Source organism: Pseudomonas bijieensis (genome assembly GCF_013347965.1).
In the GTDB taxonomy this organism is placed as follows: domain Bacteria; phylum Pseudomonadota; class Gammaproteobacteria; order Pseudomonadales; family Pseudomonadaceae; genus Aquipseudomonas; species Aquipseudomonas bijieensis.
The window spans coordinates 429941-454158 of record NZ_CP048810.1 but is presented as its reverse complement, the minus strand read 5'-3'; the positions used below and the strand labels follow the sequence as shown (position 1 = coordinate 454158).

The following is a 24218-nucleotide window of genomic DNA, read 5'->3' as shown; positions in this document are numbered from 1 at the left end:
ATAGCCCTAAGCAAATAACTAAAGGTTATTTGTTTTATATTTTTTAGATCATTTAAATTACAGCTTAAGCCCAATGGCTTCCTGCGGTGTTGTCATCAAGGAGCGATGGCACGCCCTACTTCAGTCACGGCAATCTCATTAACGGGCCACCGTCATGCAGCTTCTAACGCTACCTCCCTCCCCTGGCCTTGCCACTTCCATTCGTGCCACGGCCCAGGTCTTCGAAGACCCCACCTCCCGCGCTTTGCTGGCTCACCTGCAACAAGTAGCGCCCAGTGACGCCAGCGTGCTGATCATCGGCCAGACCGGAACCGGCAAGGAACTGGTGGCGCGCCACGTGCACAACCTCAGCGCCCGTCGCCACAAGCCGTTCGTTGCGGTCAACTGCGGCGCGTTTTCCGAGACCCTGGTGGAGGCCGAGCTGTTCGGCCATGAAAAAGGCGCCTTTACCGGTGCGCTGACGGCCAAGGCCGGTTGGTTCGAGGAAGCGGACGGCGGGACGTTGTTCCTGGATGAAATCGGTGATTTGCCGTTGCCGATCCAGGTCAAGCTGCTCCGGGTTCTCCAGGAGCGCGAGGTGGTCCGGCTGGGTTCGCGCAAGAGCATCAAGATCAATGTGCGCGTGCTGGCGGCCACCAACGTGCAGCTGGAAAAAGCCATCAATGCCGGGCACTTTCGCGAAGATCTTTATTACCGCCTGAACGTGGTCAGCCTGGTGCTCAAGCCCTTGCGCGAACGCCCCGGTGACATCCTGCCGCTGATACGCCACTTCATTACGGAGTACAGCCGCCGGCTCGGGCACGGCGAAGTGACGCTGGATGCCCAGGCCCAGCGCAAATTGCTCGACTATTCCTGGCCGGGGAATATCCGCGAGCTGGAAAACGTCATCCACCACACACTGCTGATTTGCCGCCACAACGTGATCGGCGCGCAGGACTTGCATCTGTCGAACTTTCGTATCGAACGCCAGGACAACCCACCGCAATCTACGCCTCAAAGTGCGGAGGAGCTGTTGCACAAAGCCTTTGAGAAACTGCTCGAGCAGGAGCATGGCGATTTGTATGAAAAGGTCGAGGCCGAGCTGTTGCGCGCGGCCTATCGATATGCCAACTGCAACCAAGTCCACACCGCCAGCCTGTTGGGCCTGAGCCGAAACGTCACGCGAACGTTGCTGATCAGGATTGGCGAGCTGGTGGTCAATCGACGCCGCCCGGCACTGAGCACGCAGGATGGCCAGGTGATCAATCTGTCGACCTGAGCTACCAGGGGGTTCCGTGGCAAGGGAGCAAGCTCCCTTGCCACAAAACTATTCGACGGGTACTCAGGACTCCTTACTGCAATCGCGTGGGGTAATGCCTTTTTCCCGGGCGTACTGGTGCGAAGACGCTTCGATGATCGGCCGCAGCAAGGCGCGGTCGGCCTGCACCCAGTCACTGATCAGCTTCCACTGGCTGCCGTCCCATTGCTGGAAGCGCACCGCGCCCCCGCCTTCATGGTCCGAGCACGACAACTGCAACGGCTGCACCAGGCCCAGCGCCCCCAGTTCCTTGAGTCGGGCGTCGTCGAGCTTGAGGTTCTCGAACCCCCCAGCGCACCTGTTCACCGGTCAGCGGCTGCTTGCCGAACTTCTGCTGGGCAATGCGCACCGCCTCGACGTTGAGGATGCCGTTGACCACGCCGAGGTTGTAATACACCGTACCGAATCGCTTGGGGTCGGCCAGGTCGCCCTGGCCGGCGTCGACCACTTGTTTCTTGATGCCCTGCAACACCGGGAAATCGGTGCCCGAGGGGTGCGTAGTGATGGCGATGAAGCCCTTGGCCGCGGCACCTGCCGGCGCGGCGTCATCTTCGGAGTTGCTCCAGATATTGCCGATGATATGGTCCGCCGGGAACCCGACCTTCTGCGCGGTTTTCAGCGCCACCGGGTTCATCACTCCCCAACCGCGCAGGATCACCCAGTCGGGTTTTTCCCGACGGATATTCAGCCATTGCGACTGCTGTTCGTTGCCCGGGTGCGGCACCTCCAGCAGGGTCAGCGTAAAGCCGTACTTGTCGGCCAGGGTTTGCAGGACCTCATTGGTTTCCTTGCCGTAGGGCGAACCGTGATACAGGGTGACAATCTTCAAGCCCTTGAGCTTGTCCAGCCCCCCGGCGCGTTGGCCGATGTAGTTGATGATCGCCGACACTTCCGAATAGGGGTTCAACTGCAACGGGAAGACGTAGGGAAACACGCTGCCATCGGTGGAATCCGTGCGTCCGTGGTTGATGGTGATCAGCGGCAGCTTGTCGGCCGTCGAGCGTTCCAGCGTGGCATAGGCAATACCCACCGACAGCGGGTTGGTGGCCGCCGCGGGTGCGCCGTTCAAGCCTTTCTTCAGGCGTTCGTAGCACTCCACGCCTTTCTCGACCACATATTCGGTTTCGCACTCGCTCCAGGTCAGCTTGACGCCGTTCACGCCGCCGTTGGCGTTGACGTACTTGAGGTAGTCGATGAAGCCGCCGAAAAAACCCGTGCCACCGGCCGCATAAGGGCCGACGCGATAGCTTTGCAGCGGGAAGTATTGTTCGTTGTCCGCCTGGACGGTGAAGGCCGCGGCGGTGAGGCTCAGGGCCAGCGCCAGGCTGCTGGCGAATGATCGTTTGAACATCGGATTTTCCTTGTTATGAAGCCATGGATGAGCCAACAAAATGGAACTGCAAACCCGCGTTGTGCGGTTCGCTCAGTAGCGCAACGGCCACAGCCGTGCGCGCTGGCGAAATCTCTGCCAGAGGCGCGCAAGGCCCTCTGGTTCCTTGATCAGAAACAGGATGATCAGGGCGCCGAATATCATCTTCTGCAGGTTTTCCACCTGCCCGGCGTCCACCAGTCCGCCGGGCAGCAGCGACACGAGGTTCGAGAGCAACACCGGAAACAGCACGATGAAGGCCGCGCCGAGAAAGTTGCCCAGCAGGCTGCCGAGGCCACCGATAATGATGATGAACAGGATCTGGAACGAGCGATTGAGGTCGAAGCCATGGGGCTCCACCGTCCCCAGGTAAGCGAAGGCCCAGAGCGCGCCAGCCACCCCAAGGAAAAAGCCACTGATGGCGAACGCCAGCAGCTTGGTTTTCGCCAATGGAATACCGATCACCGCTGCGGCGGTGTCCATGTCGCGCACCGCCATCCAGTTGCGCCCCAGCTCGCTGCGCACCAGGTTCTTGCCCAGCCAGAACAGCGCCACCACCACGCCCAGGGTCAACAGATAGCGGCCGGCCGGCGCGTCCAGGTTGACCCCGAAGACTTCCAGGCGCGGCGCGCTGATCACGCCCGAGGCGCTGTTGTTGGAAAACCAACTGAAGCGGGTCAGCGCCCAGGTCACGAAGAACTGCGCCGCCAGGGTCGAAACCAGCAGGTAGAAACCTTTGATGCGCAGGCTCGGCAGGCCGAACAGCAATGCCACCAGCGCTGCCGTCAAGCCACCCAGGGCAATGCTGACCAGCAACGGCAAGCCGGCGACCCGCACTTCGAGGTTGTAGGTGGCAAAGGCCCCCACCGCCATGAACGCCGCCGAACCGAGGGACAACTGCCCGGCATAACCGGTGAGCAAATTGAGCCCCAACCCGGCCAGGGACAGCACCAGGAACGGAATCAGGATCGCGCTGAACCAGTAGTCATTGCCCAGCCAGGGCACCACGACGAAGGCAAACAGCAGCAACGCGGCCAGCCCGTGACGGTCCTGGCGCAGCGCGAAGACCCGACGGTCCTGGGCATAACGAGTGTTGAACTGGCCTGCTTCTCGATAAAACATGATGCGCTCCCCTAAACCCGTTCGATCGCCCGTTCGCCAAACAACCCCGCCGGACGCACCAGCAGAAACAGCAGCGCCAGCACGTAGGGAAACCAGTTCTCGATGCCACTGCCGATGAAGGGCCCGAGGTAAACCTCCGCCAGCTTCTCCGACGCACCAATGATCAAGCCGCCGACAATCGCGCCGCTGATGGAGGTGAAGCCGCCGATGATCAACACTGGCAAGGCCTTGAGCACCACCAGCGAGAGCGAGAACTGCACGCCCAGGCGAGCGCCCCAGAGCAGGCCGGCGACCAGCCCGACAAACCCCGCCACCGCCCAGACCACCACCCAGACCCGTTGCAAGCGAATGCCCACGGCCAGCGCTGCCAATGGATCATCGGCCACCGCCCGCAACGACAGCCCGAGCCGAGTCTTGTTGAACAGCCAGGACAACAGCAACACCAGGAACGCCGCCGTCAGCGCGGCAAAAATGTCGAACTGCGACAACAACATCCCGCCCAGTTCCAGCGGTTCGTCGCTGATGCCCAGTTCCAGCCCGTGCACCTGGGTGCCCCACAGTGCCTGGGCGAAGCCTTCGATGACGTAGGACAGCCCGAGGGTGGCCATGAACAGCGTGATCGGCGAGCGGTTGACCAACGGGCGCAGCACCACGCGTTCCACCGCCACGGCGATCAGCACCATGGCCGCCAGGCTGATGACGAACGCCAGCCAGAACGGCACACCGCGTTCCAACAGGCTGACGAAAGTCAGCGCCGAGAACAGCACCATCGCGCCCTGGGCGAAATTGAACACACCGGAGGCCTTGTAGATCAGTACAAAACCGATGGCCACCAGGGCATACATCACCCCCGCCAACAACCCGCCAATCAATACTTCAAAGAAAAATTCCATAGCTGTTCCTGTTCTGCGGGCGCAACTTGCCTGCCCTCCCTGGCGGGAAGGCGTCGAATGTCAGGTGTCAGTGGCGAGTGCCCAGGTAGGCCGAAATGACCTCGGGGTTCTGCCGTACGTCTTCGGGCGAGCCGTCGCCGATCTTGCGACCGTAATCGAGCACCACCACGTGATCGCTGATGTCCATGACCACCCCGATGTCGTGTTCGATCAACACCACGGTGGTGCCCAGTTCTCGATTGATATCGACGATGAAGCGACTCATCTGCTGTTTCTCGTCGGCGTTCATCCCAGCCATGGGCTCGTCCAGCAACAACAGCCGAGGCTCCGCCGCCAGCGCCCGGCCCAACTCGACCCGTTTCTGCAAGCCATAGGGCAACGTACCCACCACCGCATCGCGCCAGGGCTGCAAGTGCAGGAACGCGATGACGCGTTCAGCCGCTTCGCGCTGGATATCATCCTCGGCCCGGGCGCGACCGATGCGCAGCGCTTGCTCGACCCAGCTGCTGCGACGCTTGAGGTTGCGTCCGGTGAGCACGTTGTCGAGCACGCTCATGCCTTTGAACAGCGCAATGTTCTGGAATGTCCGGGCGATGCCGCGTACCGCCACATCGTGGGGGCGCATCCGGCGCCGCTCCTGTCGATCGAAACGGATGCGTCCGTCCTGGGCGTGGTACACACCGCTGATGACATTGAGCAGCGAACTCTTGCCGGCACCGTTGGGGCCGATCAAGGCGCAGATCTCACCAGTGGCAACGCGAAAGCTGATGTCCGTGACCGCCTTGACGCCTTTGAATGACAGTGAAATATGTTCCAGCTCCAGCAAATGCGTGGCGGCCGTCTGCGTCATGGGGTGTTTCCTCTCAGGCCGGTTGCGACTGGAGCCCGGTCCAGTCAGGGTTGATTTGCTTCACAAGGTTCGTCGGCGCTTCCCAGTGGGCTGTATCGCCCCACTGGCGAACCCGGATACCCAACGCCTGGAAAAACGCCTGGGTCTCGGGCGGCAAGGCATCCCCCACCAGCAGCGGTGCATGGGTCCGGGAAAAACCCAGCACATCACGCAAGGGCCGACGAACCAGCCAGTTACCCAGTTGCCTTTGCAGGAGCCCCGGCTGGGCCGCCAACGCCCAATCCACCAGCCGGCGCGACCAACTGCCCGACTCCGGCAAACGCTCCAACGCATAACGGTACAAGCGCTCGTAGGTTTCACGCGTCCCGGCTACCAATGTCGGGCCCAGCTCGCGGCGGTCGCGATCACGGGTCGCCAGATTCTCCGGAAAGTTCAGGCGAAAACCGGCGATCAACCACGGCGCCAGCAAATAGCGGGCTTGTCCGCCCGAGGCGAACGCCCGTGCGGCCAATGCCTCTTCTTGCCGTCCCAGGCCTTCACGCGTCACCAACCGCTGGCCCTCCTGCAGCAGCTCGGCGTGGCTGACGCGCTGCTCTTCAATTGCCTGCCCCGCCCCGCGATAAAAGACAAACGCTGTTTGCAGCACTTGCCCTTGCGGTGCCAGTTCGTCGGTGGGCCGCTCGGCAACCAACGCGGCGTAATCCAGCGCTTGCGCCAATGGCATCGAATCCGACAAGCCACGCTTGTCGAGGTAAACCAGCACGCTCGGGTTCACCTGCGCCGCACGCAGACGCAGCATTTCTTCCAAGCCCTCGACCAGAACGAAATCCGGCTGCAATGTGCCGAGCAGTTGCACCTGTTCGGCCCGTGCCTCCAACGGGTCGAACAGGCTCGCCACGCCACCCAGCCACTGCGCAGCCAATGCCGCAAGCAATGCCTGCGGCCTGGGTCGGCTGATGATCGTCAGGCTCGCCCCCGTGGAAAAACCGCGGGCTTGCAGGGCGCTCGCCAAACGGCGCACCTCGTCGGCCACGAGCCCCCAGGTCCACTCCTGCCAGACACCCAGGTGCTTGTGGCGCAGCGCGACATCCGCGCCATGCCGCTGCGCCTGTTGTTGCAGCCACTGGGGCAAGCTGGCTGGTAGCGCAACGGCGGTGTCGGTGAAGGTGCCCATGCTGCCTCCCGCGCCTAAGCGACTGCCGCCGTTTTGGCTGCCGCTTTGCGCTGCTCCAGCTCACGCACCAGCGGCAGGACCTTGCGGCCGAAATACTCGACTTCTTCCTGAAAATGCAGGAAACCTGCGAGCACCAGATCAACCCCCACGGCCTTGAGCGCGACGATGCGTTCGGCGATCTGCTGCGGCGTGCCGATCAGGTTGGTCTTGAAGCCGTCGTTGTACTGCACCAGGTCCTCGAAGCTGGACTTGGCCCAGTTGCCTTCACCTTCCGGGCTGGACTTGCCGGCTTGTTTCGCCGCATCGCCGAAGGCATTGACCGCTTCGGGGTCGGCCTGGTCGATGATCTGGGCAAGGACCGCACGCGCCTCCTCTTCGGTGTCGCGGGCGATGACGAACGCGTTCACTCCGACCTTGACCTTGTGGTTATTGGCCGCGGCCTTGGCCTGGATGTCGTCGACCTGGGCCTTGATCCCTTCAACGGTATTGCCATTGGTGAAATACCAGTCGGAGACACGGGCTGCCATGTCCCGGGCGGCACGTGAGCTACCGCCCTGGAAGATTTCCGGGTGCTGCTGCAACGGCTTTGGCTTGAGGGTGTAGTCATGGAAGCGGTAGAAGTCACCGCGAAAGGTAAAGTTGTCGGTGGTCCAGATACCCTTGAGCGCGGTGATGAACTCTTCGGAACGGCGATAGCGCTCATCGTGCTCCAGCCACGGCTCGCCAATGGCCGTGAACTCGCCCTTGAACCAGCCCGAAACGATGTTGACCGCGACCCGGCCGCCGGTCAGCTGATCGATGGTTGCGATCTGCTTGGCCAACACCGACGGCGTCCATGGTCCCGGCAACACCGCCGCAATGACTTTCAGCCGCGTGGTGGCGGCCAGCAAGGCATGACTGAACGCCACGGACTCATGCTGGTATTCGGCGCCGTAACCGGCGGTAAAGCGTACCTGGGACAAGGCGTAGTCGAAACCGGCCGCTTCAGCGATCTGGGCCAGCTTGCGGTTGTAGTCGATGCCCCAGTCGGTGCGCTGCTCGATTTTGCTGACCACCAGCCCGCCGCTGACGTTGGGCACCCAGTAGGCAAATTTGATCGTGTCCTGGCTCATTGCATGTACTCCACGGCTCGTTTTGAAAGAAGAAATTGGTCAAGCGGCGCTGGCGTCGCGTCGGGCGCTCGGGACCAGGCTTAGCAACGCCGACTCGACGGCGCGCTCGATACGCTCCAGCACCTGTGGGCTGGAGATCCGGTAGTGAGTGAAATCGGTTTCGCTGGCATAGACCCCCACCGGCAGGCTGAGGGCCTGGAAAAAGCCAAACAGCGGCCGCAACTGGTGATCGATGATCAAGGCATGGCGATCCGAGCCCCCCGTCGCGGCCAACAGCACCGGCACGTTCTTGAGGGCTTCGTGATGAACGAAATCGAACAGATGCTTGAACAGGCCGGTGTACGAGGCCCGATAGACAGGGCTGGCGGCAATCAGCAAATCGGCCGATTCAATGGCCTGCAAATCATCCTGCACGGCAGCCGGCAACGCCTCGCGACGCAACACCCCGGCGAACTGTGGACCGACCTTGGCCAGCTCGATCAAGCGCAGCTCGATCGGCAGTTGCTGCCCGAGCCGCTCCACCAACGCCTGGAGCAGGACCAGTGTGCGTGACGGGTGCTGCACGCTGCCTGACACCGCCACCACTTTGAATTGCTTGCTCATCGCTTACCCCATGCCTGGAGACGCCACCTCAGCGTCTGCACAAGGGATAGAGCAGCAACCGTGCCATCTAGATATTTCCTTAATAATCAATTAATTAGAAGAACAGCCCAATCACTTCGCTGTCGCTCGACGGACAAGCTGTTGATCCACTGTTGGCTGGCGAACATCCGCTGCGTCGAGGTTCGTGGCAACAACTGTTGCCCGGCACACAGTTGCGCAACAGATTGTCCGCAGCAAGGGCAGCTCTTTCGTTGATGAACCCAGTTCAAGCCCCGTATTCACGGGCGTTTGGCCTCGGGCATGGACTGTGCAATGGCCACTGGCAACGGCAGGTTTCTCCCCTGCCCGCCTACTCGTCAGTAAGAAGGAACATCGCCATGACCGCACAGCAACAACACCTGCCACCGATTCTTTCCACCGGCACCGACTATGAGCCCCTGGCCGAACGCTTTCGGCCGATCTTTGCGCGCATCCAGGCCGGCGCCTTGGAGCGTGAGCAGACACGCAGCCTGCCCTTCGAACAGGTGAAATGGCTGAAGGAAGCAGGCTTTGGTGCCATCCGCGTACCAGTCGAATATGGCGGCGCCGGGGCCTCGTTGCCACAGCTGTTGCAACTGCTGATCGAGCTGGCCGAAGCCGATTCCAACCTGCCCCAGGCCCTGCGCGGGCACTTCGCATTTGTCGAGGACCGCCTCAATGCCCACGCCAGCAGTCCACAGGACCTATGGTTCAAGCGCTTCGTCGAGGGGGAACTGGTGGGCAATGCCTGGACTGAAGTCGGCGCCGTGAAGATCGGTGAAGTGGTTACCCGGGTTTCCCGGCAAGGCGATCAATGGGTCGTCAACGGCACCAAGTACTACAGCACCGGCAGTATCTTCGCCGACTGGATCGACGTGTATGCCCAGCGCGACGACAATGGTGCCGACGTGATTGCCGCCGTGCGCGTGCACCAGCCAGGCGTCAAGCAAAGCGATGACTGGGACGGCTTTGGTCAACGCACCACCGGCAGCGGGACGTCGTTGTTCGAGAATGCACTGGTCGAGGCGGAAAACCTCATCGACTTCTCTACCCGTTTCAAATACCAGACTGCGTTCTATCAACTGGTCTTGCTCGCCGTGCTGACCGGCGCCGGCCGCGCCGCGGTCCACGACATCACCGAGCAAGTGCGCAAACGCACACGGATTTTCAGCACCGGCAATGCCAGCGCAGTGAGCCAGGACGTGCAGGTGCAGCAAGTGATCGGCAAGGCTTCGGCCCAGGTCTATGCCGCCGAAGCCACCGCCCTGCGAGCCGCGAGCGCCTCCCAGCGCGCCTATGAAAGCCGCTTCAGTCAGAACGCCGAGACCGAACACACCGCCAACATCGCCGCCGAACTGGAGTCGGCCCAGGCCCAGGTGGTCATCTCCGACCTGGTACTACGCGCCACCAGCGACCTGTTCAATGCCCTTGGCGCCTCGGCCACCAGCACCAGCAAGGCCCTCGACCGCCACTGGCGCAACGCCCGCACCGCGGCTTCGCACAATCCGTTGATCTACAAGGAGCGCATTATTGGTGATTGGGAAATCAATGGGACGGAGCCGCCGTATGTCTGGCAGATTGGCGGGGGGTCGAAGCAGCTTTGAGTAGGTAGGTTGGTGTATATCCATTGCTGCGGTAACGGAGGGTCAGTTGGCTGATGATATCGGCTGTGCTGACGTCTTCGCGAGCAACTCGCTCCCACAGGTTTTGTGTTGCGTCCAGAGACTGTGAACGCCCGTAAATCCATGTGAGAGCGAGCCTGCCAGTTAAAAACTGTTACCTATGTGCGTGAACTGATTTGTAACCCATGTGGGTGAGTCAAGCCATCTGCCCCAACGCAAGCGCGTGAGACCAAGCCCAAAAAAGGATCAACTAGCTGACGACCTGAACACACCGCATAATCCATCTACCCCATCCACCCGAAGGGTCGCTGAAGATGACAGTTATCCATAAGGCCGCTCAGATAGGATACTCAGCAGAAGCCGGCACCTATACCCAAGGTCGCCCAGACTACCCAAGCGAAATACAGGCATGGCTCAGCAGTACACTGCAAATCAGCCCAGGATCGACAGTCATTGAGCTAGGAGCCGGTACCGGTAAGTTCACTCGCCTGCTGGACTCAATGACGATCAATACCATCGCCATCGAACCGGTCGAGGCGATGCGAATCGAGTTTGCCAAACATTTACCGAACGCCAGGATTCTGGAAGGAACGGCCGAATCCATTCCCCTTGAGGCAGGGGCGGCGCAGGCGCTCGTATGCGCCCAGGCTTTCCACTGGTTCGCGAATGAAACCGCGCTCCAGGAGATTCACCGAGTACTCAAACCGGGCGGCCGACTCGGCCTGATCTGGAACGTGCGTGATGAGTCAGTGGACTGGGTGGCCGACATCACTAAAATCATCACCCCCTTCGAAGGCGATACCCCACGCTTTCATACTGGAAACTGGCGACGCCCCTTCAACGGACGTTACTTCTCGGAGCCCGAACTGACCTGTTTTAGTTACACCCACGCAGGCAGCCCCGAGGCGGTCATCCTGGATCGCTTTCTGTCGGTGAGCTTCATCGCAGCGCTGCCTGACGCAGGGAAAAAACAGGTAGCGGATCAACTACTGGCCTTGATTCAAAACCATCCGGCGCTACGCGGGCGCAAGCACATTGAGTTCCCTTATCAGACCCACGCTTATTCATGTCGCCGCCTGGATTGAATCACGCCGCCATCAACTCAGCGGGAACTCGTACCTGACGCCCTCAAAATACTGGCATCATGCTTTTTTCCTTGCACTCATGGAGTGACTGTGACGAATCTTTGTGCTGCCCCTGAGTTTGCTCCCGCTGCCACTTTATCGCCCTACCGCTTCTTTCCCCGGCTCGGGATGTTTGTGCTTGCGACCCTGATAGTCTTCCTGGCAGCAGTGCCCGAGGTCCTTTTCGTACCCGCAGACATGCAGGCCTACCTGACGTTCACCGCCACCTCCGGTATAACCGCGCTCGTTCTCCTCGCCCTCTTCGCCTGGCAGTACCGCTCCGATGCGCGTGCTCAATGGCGTGGTCACTGCATAGGCAAACCGCTCAAGTGGGGTGCGCTTGGCATCATTGGGTCCTACCTGCTTTTCGGGGTTGCCATCCTCGTGCTGGGGCTGCCGCGAGAAGTGTTCATGGCCGAGCTTCTGGACGGACTCAACAATTGGCAGGCCATGGTCAAGGTTGCCTCGCTGATCGTGCTGCCGCCCATCGCCGAAGAGCTGTTTTTCCGTCATTACATGTTGCGACTGTTTCCCTACGAGAACAGCCGTGCCTGGACATGGATCGCGATCATCGTCACCTCAGCCGTCTTCGCCGGCATGCACATCCAATACGGGAATTGGATAACTGTCGCGCTGATTTTCGCCTGTGGAGGCGTGTTCGCCGTCGCCAGAGTGGTCAGCGGTGGCCTGCTGGTGCCGGTGCTCCTGCATTCGCTGGCCGAAATTGTCGCGCTGACCACTGACAAATCTTTCGCCCAGATGGGGCTTTACGGTTGAGTCAGCCAAAGGCGAGGCTATGATTCACGAACCTCAGCACTTCAAACAAGGGCAATAATGAACACTCACATAGCAGGCCTCGGACTGCTTGCCTTGACGCTCCCCTTCCTGTGCGAACCCGTCCAGGCCTCGACTTGGCAGATCTGTCACATGGAGCTGCGTATCGTCGAGGTGCTGAAACAACCCTATCCGCAGCTCCAGGCGCAGATTGTGAAAGTCACGCCGAAGTCCTCCTCGGTGGAGTGTCCAGTGCAAGGCTCGTCGCTCACCTTCACCCCGGAAACCCCGGACTACCAAGCCACGCTCCCCCGCCGACAATGGCCCGCGAAAGGACAGTCGGTACAGGTCGACTACCGCTATCTGGATGGCATCTGTAAAGGCGACGGCCACTCATATCCGTGTCGCATCAAGCACTACCCGGTAGTGGGTCGATAGACGGGCAGCCGAAGAACGCGATATTTCTCAGATCCGTGAAGTCACTGATGCCCCCATCGCGAGCAGGCTCGCTCCCACAGGGAATTGCGGGTGTTCACAGCATTCCGGCTCACCACAGAACCTCTTGTGGGAGCGAGCCTGCTCGCGATGACGTCGGCACATCCACCTCAATCAACTCAAGCCAACAGCTCGGTGATCCACCGGACCTGCCGCGCAACGTCCTGCAGCTTCTCTTCCGGCACGGCTTGCCGCGCCTTGGCGAAGCTGGTGAGGGTCTTTTGCTTCTGGTGCAGCAGGCGCTGCCACTTGGCCAGGAAGGTTGGGGTGCGGGCTTGCATCTGCAGCGGGCCGAAGTACAGCTGTTCGGCGGTGTACGTCACCGGTCCGGCGCGCTCGGCGACGATGATCTCGTAGTAGAAACGGTTTTCCCGCAGCACTTCCTCGCAGAGGATGCGGTAGTCGTTGTCCATCAGCCATTGCCGCAATGGCTGCTCACCGCCGTTGGGTTGCAGGATCAGCCGCTCCTGCCCGTTCAACCGCGCTTTGCCGCTGTCCAGGATGTCGCGGATCGTCTCGCCGCCCATGCCACAGAGGCTGATCGCGGTGATCCCATCTTCCGGCTCGATCGCCGCCAGGCCATTGGCAAGGCGTACGCTGATCTGCCGCTCCAGGTCACTCTCGCCCACGGTGCGTTCGGCGGCGCGAAACGGTGTCAACGCCACCTCGCCGGCCACCGCCGCCGTGATGACGCCACGGCGCAGCAAGGCCACCGGCAAGTAGGCGTGATCCGAGCCAATGTCGGCCAGGCGCGCACCTGCCGGCATATGCGCCGCGACACGCTCCAGGCGCATGGACAATGTCTGTTCGTTCAACTGCGGTTCCTTGGTTTAATCGTAGAACGGCTCGACCGCCGTCCGACTGCCGACAAAGAAGCTGTCCGCGACCAACCGCAACGGCTGCAGGTCCATGTCACTGGTTTTATCGGCAATCAGTTGCTGGAAATGTCGATACACCGCAGCGTATTCACCTTCTTCGGATACGGCCTGGCGTACGCCGTCGATGCTCAACAGTGCACCACCGTTGTCCAGGCGCAGGACGCCTTCGGCGCAGCGAATCTCGATGCTCCAGAGTTCGTCATGACCATGGTCGAAATCGAATTCCGCACGGATATCGAGGTGGCGCGCGTCGGCCATCTTGATGCTGGCGGCAATCGGCGACTGACAGTTGTCCGGCACACGCAACTCGGCGGATTCCACGAACAGCGGCAGCGCCAACAGATGAGTCACGATCGACAAGGCATTGATGCCTGGATCGAAGACGCCCAAGCCACCGGGTTGCCAGATCCACGCCTGGCCGGGGTGCCACTTGCGCACGTCTTCCTTCCAGTCGATCTGCACGCTGTGCAAGGTGCGACTCGCCAGCCAGTCACAGGCGGCTTCGATGCCCGGCGCGTAGCGCGAATGCCAGGCGAACAGGCCGCTGACGCCTTGCTCGCGGACCTGCTCCACCAACGCCATGGCTTCCCCCAGGGTGGCGCACGGCGGCTTTTCCACCAGGACATGCTTGCCCGCCGCCAGTGCCTGTTGCACCAGGGCGAAGCGACCTTGTGGCGGCGTGCAGAACGCAATCGCGTCGACCTGCGGAGCGTTCTCGAGCAACTCGCCCAGGGACCGGAAATTCTCCACTCCGGGGCAAGGCTGCCCTTGCGTGGCGACCGCTACCAGTTGGAACGCGGGGTTGGCGTGGATGGCTGGAACGTGTTGATCCTGGGCAATCTTGCCGTAGCCCACCAGACCGAGACGAATCGGTTGCATCGATGACTCCTGATTTTTGTACTTGTGATCGGGCAGCAAACTAGACGCAAATCGTCCGGCGGACAATGGGGATCGGGCAGTATCCATGCGATTGTCCTGCGCAATTTGGCCACAGCGGTGCGGCAAAGACGTCAGGTCCGTCGCTGTTCACGGGCCGCCGTCACGACGTTGGTCACCCGGCCGAAGAAGGGCTCCAGTCGTTCACGCGGCGCGTCGTGCTCCACCACCAGGGTGGCGACTTCTTCGCAGGAGGCCACCTGGTAATGGGCTACGCTGGACAGCTTTTCATTGGTCACCGCCGCGATCACTTGCCCACTTGCCGCGACCACCGCGCGCTTGAACTCGGCGTCATCCAGGCCGAACGCAGTAACGCCATTGTCCGGATCGATGGCGCAGGCGCCGAGGACACACACGTCGAAACTGAATTGGCGCAATTGCTGGACAGCCGTCAGCCCGATCACACCACCCGCGTTTGGACTCAAGCGGCCACCCAGCAGGATGACCTCGGCGCGGGGCAGCTTCATCAACTGAACCGCAATCAGCGGCGAATTGGTGGTGAGGGTCAACGGAAGTTGCGGATCGATGGCGCAGGCCACCGCCAGGTTGGTTGAGCCGACGTCAATGAAGACGTGTTGGCCCGCGCGCAGCAGCGCAGCGGCCGCCTGGCCGAGACTGCCCTTGCGCGCCGGGTCTTTGCGCACGCGTACGTCCAACGGACCTTCGACAGCGGGCAAGAGTATTGCGCCGCCATAAACGCGCTTGCACACCCCCGCCGCCGCCAATGCGCCCAGGTCACGCCGTATCGAGTGCTCGGATACATTGAATTCGCTGGCAAGGTCGGCCGCGATCACCCGGCCATACCGGGCAAGACGCTGGCTGATCAATTGCTGGCGTTCGCCGGGGAACGTTTCGTGAGGAGAAGTCATGACATCACAACCTGCATAAACGAGCACTAATGATCACAAACGAGCAAATAGTGCCGGTTATGCAGCGAGGCGTCAAACCCGCTCAACCAAGCGGTTGCACGATGAAGGTCAAGCGACCCCTGGGACATTCGTGCCCATACCCGAGGGCAGGAAAGGTTGAATCTCGTCAATTTCCTCGGCGCTGAGGCGCAACTGTGAACCGGCAACCAACCCATCGACCTGCGCGGGGCGGCGGGCACCGACGATGGCACCGGTGACCACTGGTTTGCGCAACACCCAAGCAATAGCGACTGCCGCCGCGCTCACCCCGTGCCGTTCACCAATACCGGCCAAGACCTCGACCAGCGCCAGGTTCGCGCTCAAGCGAGGCTCCTGGAAGTCCGCGCTTCGGGCCTTGCGCCAATCGTCGTCGGGCAATTGGGCGATGCGCTCGCGCGTCATGCTGCCGGAAAGCAGCCCCGATTGAAGGGTGGAATAGGCCAGGACACCCATTGCGGCCTGCTCGCAAAAGGGCAGGACGGCGTCCTCGATGTCCCGCATCAAGGCGGAATAAGGCGGTTGGAGTGACACGATCTCGGTCACCGCCCGCGCACGCTCGAGTTGCGCAACGTCGAAATTGGAGACGCCGATAGCACGAATTTTCCCCTGTTCACGGGCGGTGGCCAACGCTGAAAGCGCGCTCTCGATCCCTTCACTGCTGCCATCGGCAGGAAAGGCCGGCCAGTGGATCTGATAAAGATCGATGGTTTCGACTTGAAGCCGGCGCAAGCTCGCATCGACCTCGGCGAGCAGCGACTGGGGCGCCAGCGAGTGCGAGATCGCCTTGGTGACCGGGTCCCAGACCAGGCTACCCTTGGTGAATACCAACGGACGCCGCGAAACCGGCACCCGACGCAACAGTTGCCCGACCAATTGCTCGGCATGGCCCAAGCCATAAACCGCCGCCGTGTCGATCCAGTTCACACCGCGCTCGACGGCATATTCAAGGGCGCCCAGGCTGTCCTCGTCGTCCTGCGCGCCCCAGCTGTATTCCCAACCGGTACCAGCAATCGCCCAGGTTCCCAGGCCAATGGGCGAAATCCGTAAATCCGATGATCCAAGGCGATTCTTTTGCATAGCGAGTTCTCCACAGATGATGTGGACAGTATCGGCGAGCGATCTTACGACGATAAGATGGGCAATCCCGCTTGAACTAATGAACAGGATTCATGAATAAGCACCCTGATCTTTCCGAACTGGACGCCTTTGCGGCCGTCGCTCGCCATCGCAGTTTTCGCAAGGCCGCCGACGAGCGTGGCGTTTCGGCCTCAGCGTTGAGTCATGCGCTGCGGGCACTGGAAGCACGCCTGGGTGTCAGGCTGCTCAACCGCACCACGCGTAGCGTGACTCCGACCGAGGCCGGTCACCAACTGCTGGCAACGCTGGGCCCTACCCTGCAACAGGTTGCCGATGCACTGGCGCAGTTGACCTCGATGCAGGAAGTGCCCGCCGGCAAGCTTCGCCTCAACGTGGCGCGTCCGGCGGCGCGAGCGGTATTTGCGAAGGTGCTCGCGCCATTCGTGGCCAGGTATCCCCGTATTCAACTGGACCTGGTCACCGATGATGGCTTGACCGACATCGTGGACGAGGGGTTTGACGCGGGCGTGCGCTTTGGCGAAAGCCTGGCCGGCGACATGATCGCGGTCCCTGTCGGCCCTCCTCAATCGTTCGTGACCGTCGCTTCACAGGCTTACCTGGGCACACAGGGCATCGTCCAGGCTCCACGGGACTTGCTCGACCATGCCTGTATCGCCCGGCGTTTTCCCAGCGGCAAACTCTATGCCTGGGAGTATCAGGCGGATGGGCAACCGATCCGCTTGTCCGTCACCGGTCCGCTCATTCTTGAAGACGATGGGCTGATGATCCAGGCAGCAAAAGATGGCGCCGGGATTGCCTATGTTTACGAGGAACTGGTGCGCGATGACATCCGCAATGGGCAGCTCACGGAACTGCTTGCGCAGTGGAAAGCCCCACCAAGCCGGTTTTTTCTTTATTACCCCAGCCGCCGCCATGTGCCACCGGCCCTCAAAGCGCTCATCGAATTCATTCGGGCGGATGATTGGCGAACCTGAAACCAGCAGACAAAAAAAGCCCCGCGACCGAATGCGGTGCGGGGCAAGGGAATTGGTTGGTTGCGGCCAACCAAAGGAGCACGGTAAAAAACGTTTACGGGCCGGTCAGATGCATTCCTGTGCAGCGCGTTCAAAACTCGAGGGCAGGAGGTTGGAGGCCAGCAAATGCCGCTCGTAGATGAATACCTTGCCGCCGCTGCCGGCCTTGTAGGCTTCCAGCACGTTGTCCGCCGCGACTTTGCTCGGCACCACGATGCGATAGCTGCGCTGGGTTTGCGAGACCATCGGGTTCAAGGCGCTGCCCTGCAATTTCGGTACGACGCATTCAGCGTATTGGGCCGGCGTCTTGCTGGTCTGCAAGGTCAGGGTCGGGTCGTTCGGCGCCGAGGCACAACCGGCCAGCAACAACGGGGAAAACGCCAGGGGAAGCAAAAATAAACGGCGCATGGTCGGGTCCTGAAAATAAAAATAGTGAGCTGCGTGTTCGATGGCGCTGATTTTCCAATGATTGCCGGCAAAGCAGAACTTGCATTTGGTAATGGTCACTATTACTCCTAGCAATAGTTGCAAGCCGAGAACAATTGATGAGGTATGGCCATGAGAACATTTGATCTGATTCGCGACGCGGTATTGCCCGACTTCCGTGAGCGGGTGGCTGATTACCTGATCCAGTACGAAAGCGTGTTGTTGAGCAGCACCGAACCCGACCCGGAGCTCAAGCGGGACACGGCCAATCAACTGCGCGGTTATTTGCGCGGGTTGAACACCACTCGGGTATTGGGCATGGCGGACTGGGAAGAACTGGATCGGCGGGTGGTGGATACGTGGCTTTAGCGCCCGGCTGGATGCGCCCTGCTCACCAAACGTTGCACCCACGCCGCATCCTGGTCATTGACCACCCCATAGCGGTTCGGCGGTAGAAAATTCCAGTGATGGGCGGCCTCTTCCAAGCGCTTGAGCTCATCGGCAGACATCCAGTACGGCGTATCCACCAATGGCATCGGCGCACCGTCGAAACGCCGGCCCAGCTGCAGGTTCGTGCCGGGGGCGAAAGCAATCGCCAGTTGCTGCTGGGGTTGCAGCAGCTTGTCCGGTGCCGGCATTTGCCCTACCCGCCCGTAGCTGAAGTCGCCCGGATACTGCTCCTTGAGCACCAGCCAGTGTCCTGCCGCCGTCTTGGCCAGGATCCACTGCGACACACCGCTGTCTTGCACGCATTTCAACTTGTCGTTGGACCACTGCATGAGGGTGTTGCAGTCCGGATCATAGTCGTTGGACCACAGGCTGATGCCGGAGACCAGGGTATGGTGTTCGAGCTCGACCACCCCTTGATCAGGCATCGATTGCCAATAACGCTTGGTCGGGTCGCGCTTATCGCGCAGGAAGTTGTGCAGGATCCACGCAGCCATGAACAGCAAGGTGGCAAGCACGAGCCAACCAAGGGAGGCCCCGGCGATCCGGTCGAGGTCGACGCCTGAGGCGGATAATCCTTGATAGACCAGCAGCCCCAGCAAAAACACGATGCCCGGCAATACCGGACCCAGGCACAACGGCGGCACCAGCACCTCGATCCAGCTGAAGCGATGCATGGTCGCACGCTCACGCGCCCAGGCCTGTTCCTGGGCAAGCATCGGCGCCTGCTCCCGGGGGCCGATGCCAGGATCGGGGGTCTGGAAGCGCATGTACAGGGTGTAAGTGTCATCGCTCATGGATCGGATCATGCCCTTGAAATCATCATGGTCGAGCAACCCTTCGGGGCGCCCTTTGACGCTGGAACACGCGTATTATCCGGGTAACCAGGCGCCATGTAGACACACATTCATGCCCATCTCCCAAACTCGCCCCTCACCCGCGCCCTTGCTCGAGCCAGGCGAGACAGTGGTCCTGTTCGACGGCGTTTGTAAACTGTGCAATGGCTGGGCAAAGTTCCTGATCCGCCATGACCACGCCCGACGCGTGCGGTTGGCCTCCGTACAATCACCCGAAGGGCAAGCGCTGCTGGCCTGGGCGGGCCTGCCCTTGCAGCAGTTCGACACCATGGCTGTGGTTCGAGATCGGCATTACTGGGTGCGTTCGGAGGCGATTTTTGAAATCGTTGCCCTACTGCCCTGGGCCTGGCGCTCGGTGAAACTGCTGCGTTACGTCCCCCGCAGGCTTCGGGATTGGGCCTATGATCGCATTGCCCTGAATCGATATCGGCTGTTTGGCAAGTACGACGTTTGCCTTTTGCCGAGCCCGGATCATGAAGGCCGTTTCTTGAAGGCACCCACGCTTGGGATCAATCCGGTGGAACGGATCGGTACTTAGCCCGTCAGAAGCTCGATCCACTGACGTGGCGTCATCTTCGTCACCATGATCAGCACGATGACAAACATCCCCAAAAAGCCAAAGACGCCCATCCAGAACCACTTTTGATACACGGATGAGTATCGATCATCGAGCGCGCGCCCGTCTCCAACTGCGCTCGAAGCCATCACGTATAAGCGCTTCTGGAGCACCAGCACAGGAAGCCACAGCGCCCCTACGCAAAGGAAAATGATCAGCGATGTCATTATCCATTCCGTGGTCGGGGGAAGTCCGGCCAGCTTCAGCAGCAGGTAGCCCGTCGCTATCTGGATAAAGCCCGCAGGCGTGGTAATCCAAGTGTCGAACTGGACGACTGTCCTGGCCACGTGGGCAATGACCTGAGGGTTGGCGGTGCGGCTGGCAGCGATCAGGTAGAGGTAGGACCCCATGCCGAAGCCGAAAAGGAAAATGGCAGCAATGATGTGGAGGTACTTCAGGCAAAGATAGAGCATCTGTCAGCCCTGCTCGTCAGAGAAGTGTACGGACAGGCTCAAGTTTTCGGGGTCGTTGATAGCAGCCATGTATTCGTCGACGGTAATTTCACCCACGCAGGCCCGAGCACCGGGTTCGGGCAGATACCCTTGGCTGATTTTTGCCGCCAAGGCAACGGCTGCGCAGCTGGGAATCTCTGGCCCCTTGTCATTCATGGCGGTGAGCTGCACGTTCATCGACAGCGGTTCGTCATCGACACCGATGCCCTGGACGTCGATGTACATTGCGCTTTTGCCATCGCCAAATCGTTCGAACCAGAGCCCCCACCGATGAAGCCTGGTGGCCCAAGGGGCATGGTCACGCACCACCCCCATCCTCATTGCCTGGGCCAGCAGATAGTTGGCAATGCCGCCGAGTTTCAGGCCTGAGCCGGCCTTGAAGCTCAGGGTCCGGGCACCATAGCGGCTGGCGAAGATATCCATGTCCGGCACGTCGACATTGGCCAGTACCCGGGTCCCCATATAGCGCATTCTGCGAAGCGTCAGATCCTGCCACCCCAGGACCTCATGTACCCGGCCATCCCGCAGTTGCTTGATCGGCCTGCCTGCGTAGGCGAGAACGCCTTCGACGGTGGACAACCCCGGCATCTTGGCCGAAGAGGAAATACCATGCTCAATCGAGTCGATACGCTTAAAGCGATGCCGCTGCTGATCGATGAGGGCGGCCGAGAGCGTCGGCACTGAGCTGCAACCACTAAGGACCGCGACGCCTGCCTGTTTTGCCCGGGCGTCGAGTGCGCTAATGCCGGTGACGAAGGCTCTGGAATCGGACAGGTCACAGTAGTTCACACCCGCGTCGATACAGCTCTCGGCAACGGCATAGGCTTGCCCTTGAAATGGGCCACCGGTATGGATGACCAATTGGATGTTCATCAAGCCCAGGACAGATTTGAAACCCGCTCCCATGGCGTCGCCGCACCAACTTTCACACACAGTGCCCGATTGAGCCTTCAACTCATCGACTTTGCGCTGCAGTTTTTGGGTGTCGCGCCCTGAAATCACCAACTTTACGCCTGGCATCACCACCAGGTGCCTGGAAACGATACTGCCAAAGTTTCCATACCCGCCGACCACCATCACCCTGAGCGTCATTCAATCCTTCCCTAAATATTCGATGAAGCCAGCAACCTTGCCACAAGGAAGACTCGATGGTGTACCCCTTGTGGCGGTGGCTCACCGTGCCTTTGTGGCGAGGGGATTTATCCCCGTTGGGCTGCGCAGCAGCTCCAATGTTATCCACTCAATCAACCTGACACACCAGGCTGCCAGGTTTCAGGGCCGCTTCGCGCCCCAGCGGGGATAAATCCCCTCGCCACAAGAGCGGTTCGGCCGTGGGTCAGTGAGTGGCCGTATTGGCTCCCTGCTGATATTCCCGAGGCGTGCAGCCGAACTCACGGCGAAACACCGTATGCAGGTACTGCGCCGATTTGAAGCCACAATTCTGGGCAATGTCGGCAATCGGCGAGTTGGTGTTTTCCAGTCCGTTGGCGGCAGCGGCCAGTTTGAAGCGCAGGATTTCGTCGTGGACGCTACAGCCGCGCTCCTTGCGAAAGTGCGATTCCAGCGATGAACGCGACACGCCCACATAGGCCGCCACCTGGGCAGTCTTGATGCCCTGGCAGGCGTATTGGCGGATGAAGAGCATTGCCTGCATCACATAAGGGTTGCCCAACGGCTGGTGCAGGCTCGAAACCTGCACATTGATCGCATCAGGCGGTATCAGAATCTGTGTGCCCGTGGACGGCATGCCGTGCAGCATTTGATGGAGCAGGCGCGCGGCGGTGCGGCCCATGGTTTCGGTGCCTTGGATCACCGAACTCAGCGGCACCCGCGTCAGGCTGCGGGTCAGCGGGTCGTTGTCGATGCCGATCAACGCCACTTGCTCGGGCACGGCGATCCCGGCGGTCAGGCAGGCTTGCAGCAGCTGCCGGGCGCGCGCGTCGCTGACGGCGATGATGCCGATGGGTTTGGGCAGGCTTTGCAGCCAGGCGATCTGCTGTTCGACGGCGCTGTCCCAGAGCGGTGCGCTGGTGCCCATGCCGCGATAGACCTCGGCGTGCAGGCCATCGCGCTGCATCAGCCGGCGAAAGGCCTTTTCCCGTTCCTGGGCCCAGCGATTGGCTTGTGCTTCAGGCAGGCTGAAACAGGCAAAACGGGTCAACCCGGCCTCGACCAGGTGCTCGTAGGCCAACTTCATCAACGCTTCGTTGTCGGTGGCGACATAGGGAATGCCCTTCGGATAAGCGCGTTCATCCTGATACGAACCACCCACCGCCACCACCGGCAGCTTGATCCCGGCCAGCGCCTCGCCAATCAGCGGGTCGTCGAAGTCGGCAATGATCCCGTCACCTTGCCAGCGCTCGATGCCTTTCAAGCGGCAGAGAAAATCTTCTTCGAGGAACAAGTCCCAGGACGCGCGCGTGCTGCTCAGGTAGTTGCCGATGCCACTGATGATGCCGCGGTCGTAGATCTTGCTGCCGTTGAACAGGAGCGCAATGCGGTGAACGGGCGGGACGGTTTTCATTGGTTTAACCCTGGGCCGATGAGCACAGACTAGGCGTGCAGCCAGCGAATCTCAATACTCAAAATCGAACGGCCCGTTGGTGATTTTCATAATCAGCAGCCATAGGGCCGGCGTTAGTATCGGGACACCGCCAAGAATAAAAAGGAAATTGCACATGCCGTACTTCCCCGGTGTCGACAAGATTCGCTACGAAGGCTCCGCCAGCGATTCGCCACTTGCCTTCCGCCACTACGACGCCAACAAACTGGTGCTCGGTAAACCCATGCGCGAGCACCTGCGCATGGCGGTCTGCTACTGGCATACCTTCGTCTGGCCGGGGTCGGATGTGTTCGGTGCCGGCACCTTCAAGCGCCCATGGCAGCACGCCGGAGACCCGATGGAACTGGCCATTGGCAAAGCCGAAGCGGCCTTCGAGTTCTTCTCCAAACTGGGCATCGACTACTACTGCTTCCACGACACCGATGTCGCCCCGGAAGGTAGTTCGCTGAAGGACTACCGTAACAACTTCGCCCAGATGATCGACCACCTGGAGCGCCATCAGGAAGAGACCGGGATCAAGCTGTTGTGGGGCACCGCCAACTGTTTCAGCAACCCACGCTTTGCCGCCGGCGCCGCCAGTAACCCAGACCCGGAAGTGTTCGCCTGCGCCGCCGCGCAGGTGTTCAGCGCCATGAACGCCACCCAGCGCCTCAAAGGCTCCAACTACGTGTTGTGGGGCGGTCGTGAAGGCTACGAAACCCTGCTCAATACCGACTTGAAACGCGAGCGCGAACAGTTGGGCCGCTTCATGCGCATGGTGGTCGAGCACAAACACAAGATCGGCTTCAAGGGCGACCTGCTGATCGAGCCCAAGCCCCAGGAGCCGACCAAGCACCAGTACGACTACGACAGCGCCACGGTGTTCGGTTTCCTGCAACAGTTCGGCCTGGAAAACGAGATCAAGGTCAACATCGAAGCCAACCATGCCACCCTGGCCGGGCACAGCTTCCATCACGAGATCGCTACCGCCGTCTCGCTGGGAATTTTCGGCAGCATCGACGCCAACCGTGGCGATCCGCAGAACGGCTGGGACACTGACCAGTTCCCCAACAGCGTCGAGGAAATGACCCTGGCCACCTACGAAATCCTCAAGGCCGGGGGGTTCAGCAATGGTGGTTTCAACTTCGACTCCAAGGTCCGGCGCCAGAGCCTGGACGAACTCGACCTGTTCCACGGCCACATCGCCGCCATGGACGTTCTTGCCCTGGCTCTGGAGCGCGCGGCGGCCATGGTGCAGAACGACCGGTTGCAACAGTTCAGGGATCAGCGCTACGCCGGTTGGCAGCAACCGTTTGGCAAGGCGGTACTGGCCGGTGATTTCAGTCTTGAATCACTGGCCGAGCATGCCTTCACCCACGAGCTCAATCCCCAGGCCGTCAGCGGTCGCCAGGAGATGCTCGAAAACGTGGTCAATCGGTTTATCTACCCCTGACAACGGGCGATGTTCGGGGCACAGGGGCTGTTACATTCTCGCGACAAATCTGTGCCCACGGCGCCCTGCAACGCTCTACAGTTCTACCCCGGTATCACGCTCATCGTCAGGCAGTGTCTTTCAAACAACAATAAAAGGA

Annotated in this window: 24 protein-coding genes and 1 pseudogene; 9 read left to right on the top strand and 16 right to left on the bottom strand. The window is 60.8% G+C overall.

All coding sequences use genetic code 11. The features are described from left to right. Positions 1-154 precede the first annotated feature (154 nt). Positions 155-1258 carry a sigma-54 interaction domain-containing protein gene (locus tag GN234_RS01920; protein WP_109752977.1) on the top strand — a complete coding sequence of 368 codons (1104 nt, stop codon included), beginning with the start codon at positions 155-157 and terminating at the stop codon, positions 1256-1258. Between the two features lie 63 nt (positions 1259-1321). Here GN234_RS01920 and GN234_RS01915 read toward each other — a convergent pair. The 7 genes and pseudogenes from GN234_RS01915 to msuE all read right to left on the bottom strand — a co-directional run bounded on the left by GN234_RS01915 (position 1322) and on the right by msuE (position 8420). Next, positions 1322-2648 (bottom strand): annotated as a pseudogene (locus GN234_RS01915) (ABC transporter substrate-binding protein). Between the two features lie 72 nt (positions 2649-2720). Beyond that, on the bottom strand, positions 2721-3788 hold the full coding sequence (locus GN234_RS01910; RefSeq protein ID WP_116832562.1) for a branched-chain amino acid ABC transporter permease: 1068 nt from the start codon (positions 3786-3788) through the stop codon (positions 2721-2723). 11 nt (positions 3789-3799) lie between these two features. Further along, a complete protein-coding gene (locus tag GN234_RS01905) occupies positions 3800-4681 on the bottom strand; it encodes a branched-chain amino acid ABC transporter permease (protein ID WP_109752980.1) in 882 nt (293 codons plus the stop codon). 67 nt (positions 4682-4748) lie between these two features. After that, the gene (locus GN234_RS01900; RefSeq protein WP_109752981.1) at positions 4749-5531 is read right to left on the bottom strand and encodes an ABC transporter ATP-binding protein; all 783 of its coding nucleotides are present in this window, start codon (positions 5529-5531) and stop codon (positions 4749-4751) included. Between the two features lie 13 nt (positions 5532-5544). Beyond that, the gene (locus GN234_RS01895) at positions 5545-6705 is read right to left on the bottom strand and encodes an AMP-binding protein (protein ID WP_176687733.1); all 1161 of its coding nucleotides are present in this window, start codon (positions 6703-6705) and stop codon (positions 5545-5547) included. Between the two features lie 14 nt (positions 6706-6719). Next, positions 6720-7817: a dimethylsulfone monooxygenase SfnG gene (gene sfnG, locus GN234_RS01890; protein ID WP_109752983.1), complete on the bottom strand. Its 1098-nt coding sequence runs from the start codon at positions 7815-7817 to the stop codon at positions 6720-6722. Between the two features lie 39 nt (positions 7818-7856). Continuing rightward, the gene (gene msuE / locus GN234_RS01885) at positions 7857-8420 is read right to left on the bottom strand and encodes an FMN reductase (RefSeq protein ID WP_109752984.1); all 564 of its coding nucleotides are present in this window, start codon (positions 8418-8420) and stop codon (positions 7857-7859) included. Between the two features lie 377 nt (positions 8421-8797). On the opposite strand from msuE, the gene GN234_RS01880 reads away from it, so the two are divergent. From GN234_RS01880 to GN234_RS01865, 4 genes are all read left to right on the top strand, one after another. Next, positions 8798-10042, top strand: a complete 1245-nt coding sequence (locus GN234_RS01880) for an acyl-CoA dehydrogenase family protein (protein WP_176687732.1) — start codon at positions 8798-8800, stop codon at positions 10040-10042. A gap of 332 nt (positions 10043-10374) precedes the next feature. Continuing rightward, positions 10375-11145: a class I SAM-dependent methyltransferase gene (locus GN234_RS01875; protein WP_176687731.1), complete on the top strand. Its 771-nt coding sequence runs from the start codon at positions 10375-10377 to the stop codon at positions 11143-11145. A 90-nt stretch (positions 11146-11235) separates the two neighbouring features. Beyond that, complete coding sequence (locus GN234_RS01870; protein ID WP_233459520.1) at positions 11236-11961, top strand: CPBP family intramembrane glutamic endopeptidase; 726 nt, start codon at positions 11236-11238, stop codon at positions 11959-11961. 57 nt (positions 11962-12018) lie between these two features. Next, positions 12019-12396, top strand: coding sequence for a hypothetical protein (locus GN234_RS01865; RefSeq protein WP_176687730.1), 378 nt, complete (start codon positions 12019-12021; stop codon positions 12394-12396). 176 nt (positions 12397-12572) lie between these two features. Here GN234_RS01865 and GN234_RS01860 read toward each other — a convergent pair whose 3' ends face one another. The 4 genes from GN234_RS01860 to GN234_RS01845 all read right to left on the bottom strand — a co-directional run bounded on the left by GN234_RS01860 (position 12573) and on the right by GN234_RS01845 (position 16252). Next, on the bottom strand, positions 12573-13268 hold the full coding sequence (locus GN234_RS01860) for a tRNA (adenine(22)-N(1))-methyltransferase (RefSeq protein ID WP_176687729.1): 696 nt from the start codon (positions 13266-13268) through the stop codon (positions 12573-12575). A 15-nt stretch (positions 13269-13283) separates the two neighbouring features. Beyond that, positions 13284-14210, bottom strand: a complete 927-nt coding sequence (locus tag GN234_RS01855; protein ID WP_109752990.1) for a Gfo/Idh/MocA family protein — start codon at positions 14208-14210, stop codon at positions 13284-13286. A 131-nt stretch (positions 14211-14341) separates the two neighbouring features. Continuing rightward, positions 14342-15136, bottom strand: a complete 795-nt coding sequence (locus tag GN234_RS01850) for a DeoR/GlpR family DNA-binding transcription regulator (RefSeq protein WP_109752991.1) — start codon at positions 15134-15136, stop codon at positions 14342-14344. 108 nt (positions 15137-15244) lie between these two features. Then, a complete protein-coding gene (locus tag GN234_RS01845; protein ID WP_109752992.1) occupies positions 15245-16252 on the bottom strand; it encodes an aldo/keto reductase in 1008 nt (335 codons plus the stop codon). Between the two features lie 92 nt (positions 16253-16344). On the opposite strand from GN234_RS01845, the gene GN234_RS01840 reads away from it, so the two are divergent. Further along, positions 16345-17247: a LysR family transcriptional regulator gene (locus GN234_RS01840; protein WP_163858404.1), complete on the top strand. Its 903-nt coding sequence runs from the start codon at positions 16345-16347 to the stop codon at positions 17245-17247. A 105-nt stretch (positions 17248-17352) separates the two neighbouring features. On the opposite strand, the gene GN234_RS01835 is transcribed toward GN234_RS01840, so the two are convergent. Next, a complete protein-coding gene (locus tag GN234_RS01835) occupies positions 17353-17694 on the bottom strand; it encodes a YajG family lipoprotein (protein ID WP_109753375.1) in 342 nt (113 codons plus the stop codon). 150 nt (positions 17695-17844) lie between these two features. Here GN234_RS01835 and GN234_RS01830 point away from each other — a divergent pair, with 150 nt between their 5' ends. Continuing rightward, on the top strand, positions 17845-18081 hold the full coding sequence (locus GN234_RS01830; protein WP_116834230.1) for a hypothetical protein: 237 nt from the start codon (positions 17845-17847) through the stop codon (positions 18079-18081). Here GN234_RS01830 and GN234_RS01825 read toward each other — a convergent pair. Continuing rightward, on the bottom strand, positions 18078-18956 hold the full coding sequence (locus GN234_RS01825) for a hypothetical protein (RefSeq protein ID WP_116832570.1): 879 nt from the start codon (positions 18954-18956) through the stop codon (positions 18078-18080). The two genes, GN234_RS01830 and GN234_RS01825, sit on opposite strands and share 4 nt — an antisense overlap. Before the next feature lie 112 nt (positions 18957-19068). On the opposite strand from GN234_RS01825, the gene GN234_RS01820 reads away from it, so the two are divergent. Continuing rightward, a complete protein-coding gene (locus GN234_RS01820; protein WP_109752995.1) occupies positions 19069-19554 on the top strand; it encodes a thiol-disulfide oxidoreductase DCC family protein in 486 nt (161 codons plus the stop codon). Here GN234_RS01820 and GN234_RS01815 read toward each other — a convergent pair. The 3 genes from GN234_RS01815 to GN234_RS01805 all read right to left on the bottom strand — a co-directional run bounded on the left by GN234_RS01815 (position 19551) and on the right by GN234_RS01805 (position 22608). Continuing rightward, positions 19551-20045 (bottom strand): DUF2269 family protein, encoded by a 495-nt coding sequence (locus GN234_RS01815; RefSeq protein WP_109752996.1) that lies wholly within the window; start codon positions 20043-20045, stop codon positions 19551-19553. The genes GN234_RS01820 and GN234_RS01815 overlap by 4 nt on opposite strands. A gap of 3 nt (positions 20046-20048) precedes the next feature. Then, positions 20049-21176, bottom strand: coding sequence for a saccharopine dehydrogenase family protein (locus tag GN234_RS01810; RefSeq protein WP_109752997.1), 1128 nt, complete (start codon positions 21174-21176; stop codon positions 20049-20051). Between the two features lie 244 nt (positions 21177-21420). Beyond that, positions 21421-22608 (bottom strand): XylR family transcriptional regulator, encoded by a 1188-nt coding sequence (locus tag GN234_RS01805; protein WP_109752998.1) that lies wholly within the window; start codon positions 22606-22608, stop codon positions 21421-21423. Positions 22609-22762: 154 nt separating this feature from the next. On the opposite strand from GN234_RS01805, the gene xylA reads away from it, so the two are divergent. Then, positions 22763-24079, top strand: coding sequence for a xylose isomerase (xylA, locus tag GN234_RS01800; RefSeq protein ID WP_176687728.1), 1317 nt, complete (start codon positions 22763-22765; stop codon positions 24077-24079). Positions 24080-24218: the final 139 nt, after the last annotated feature.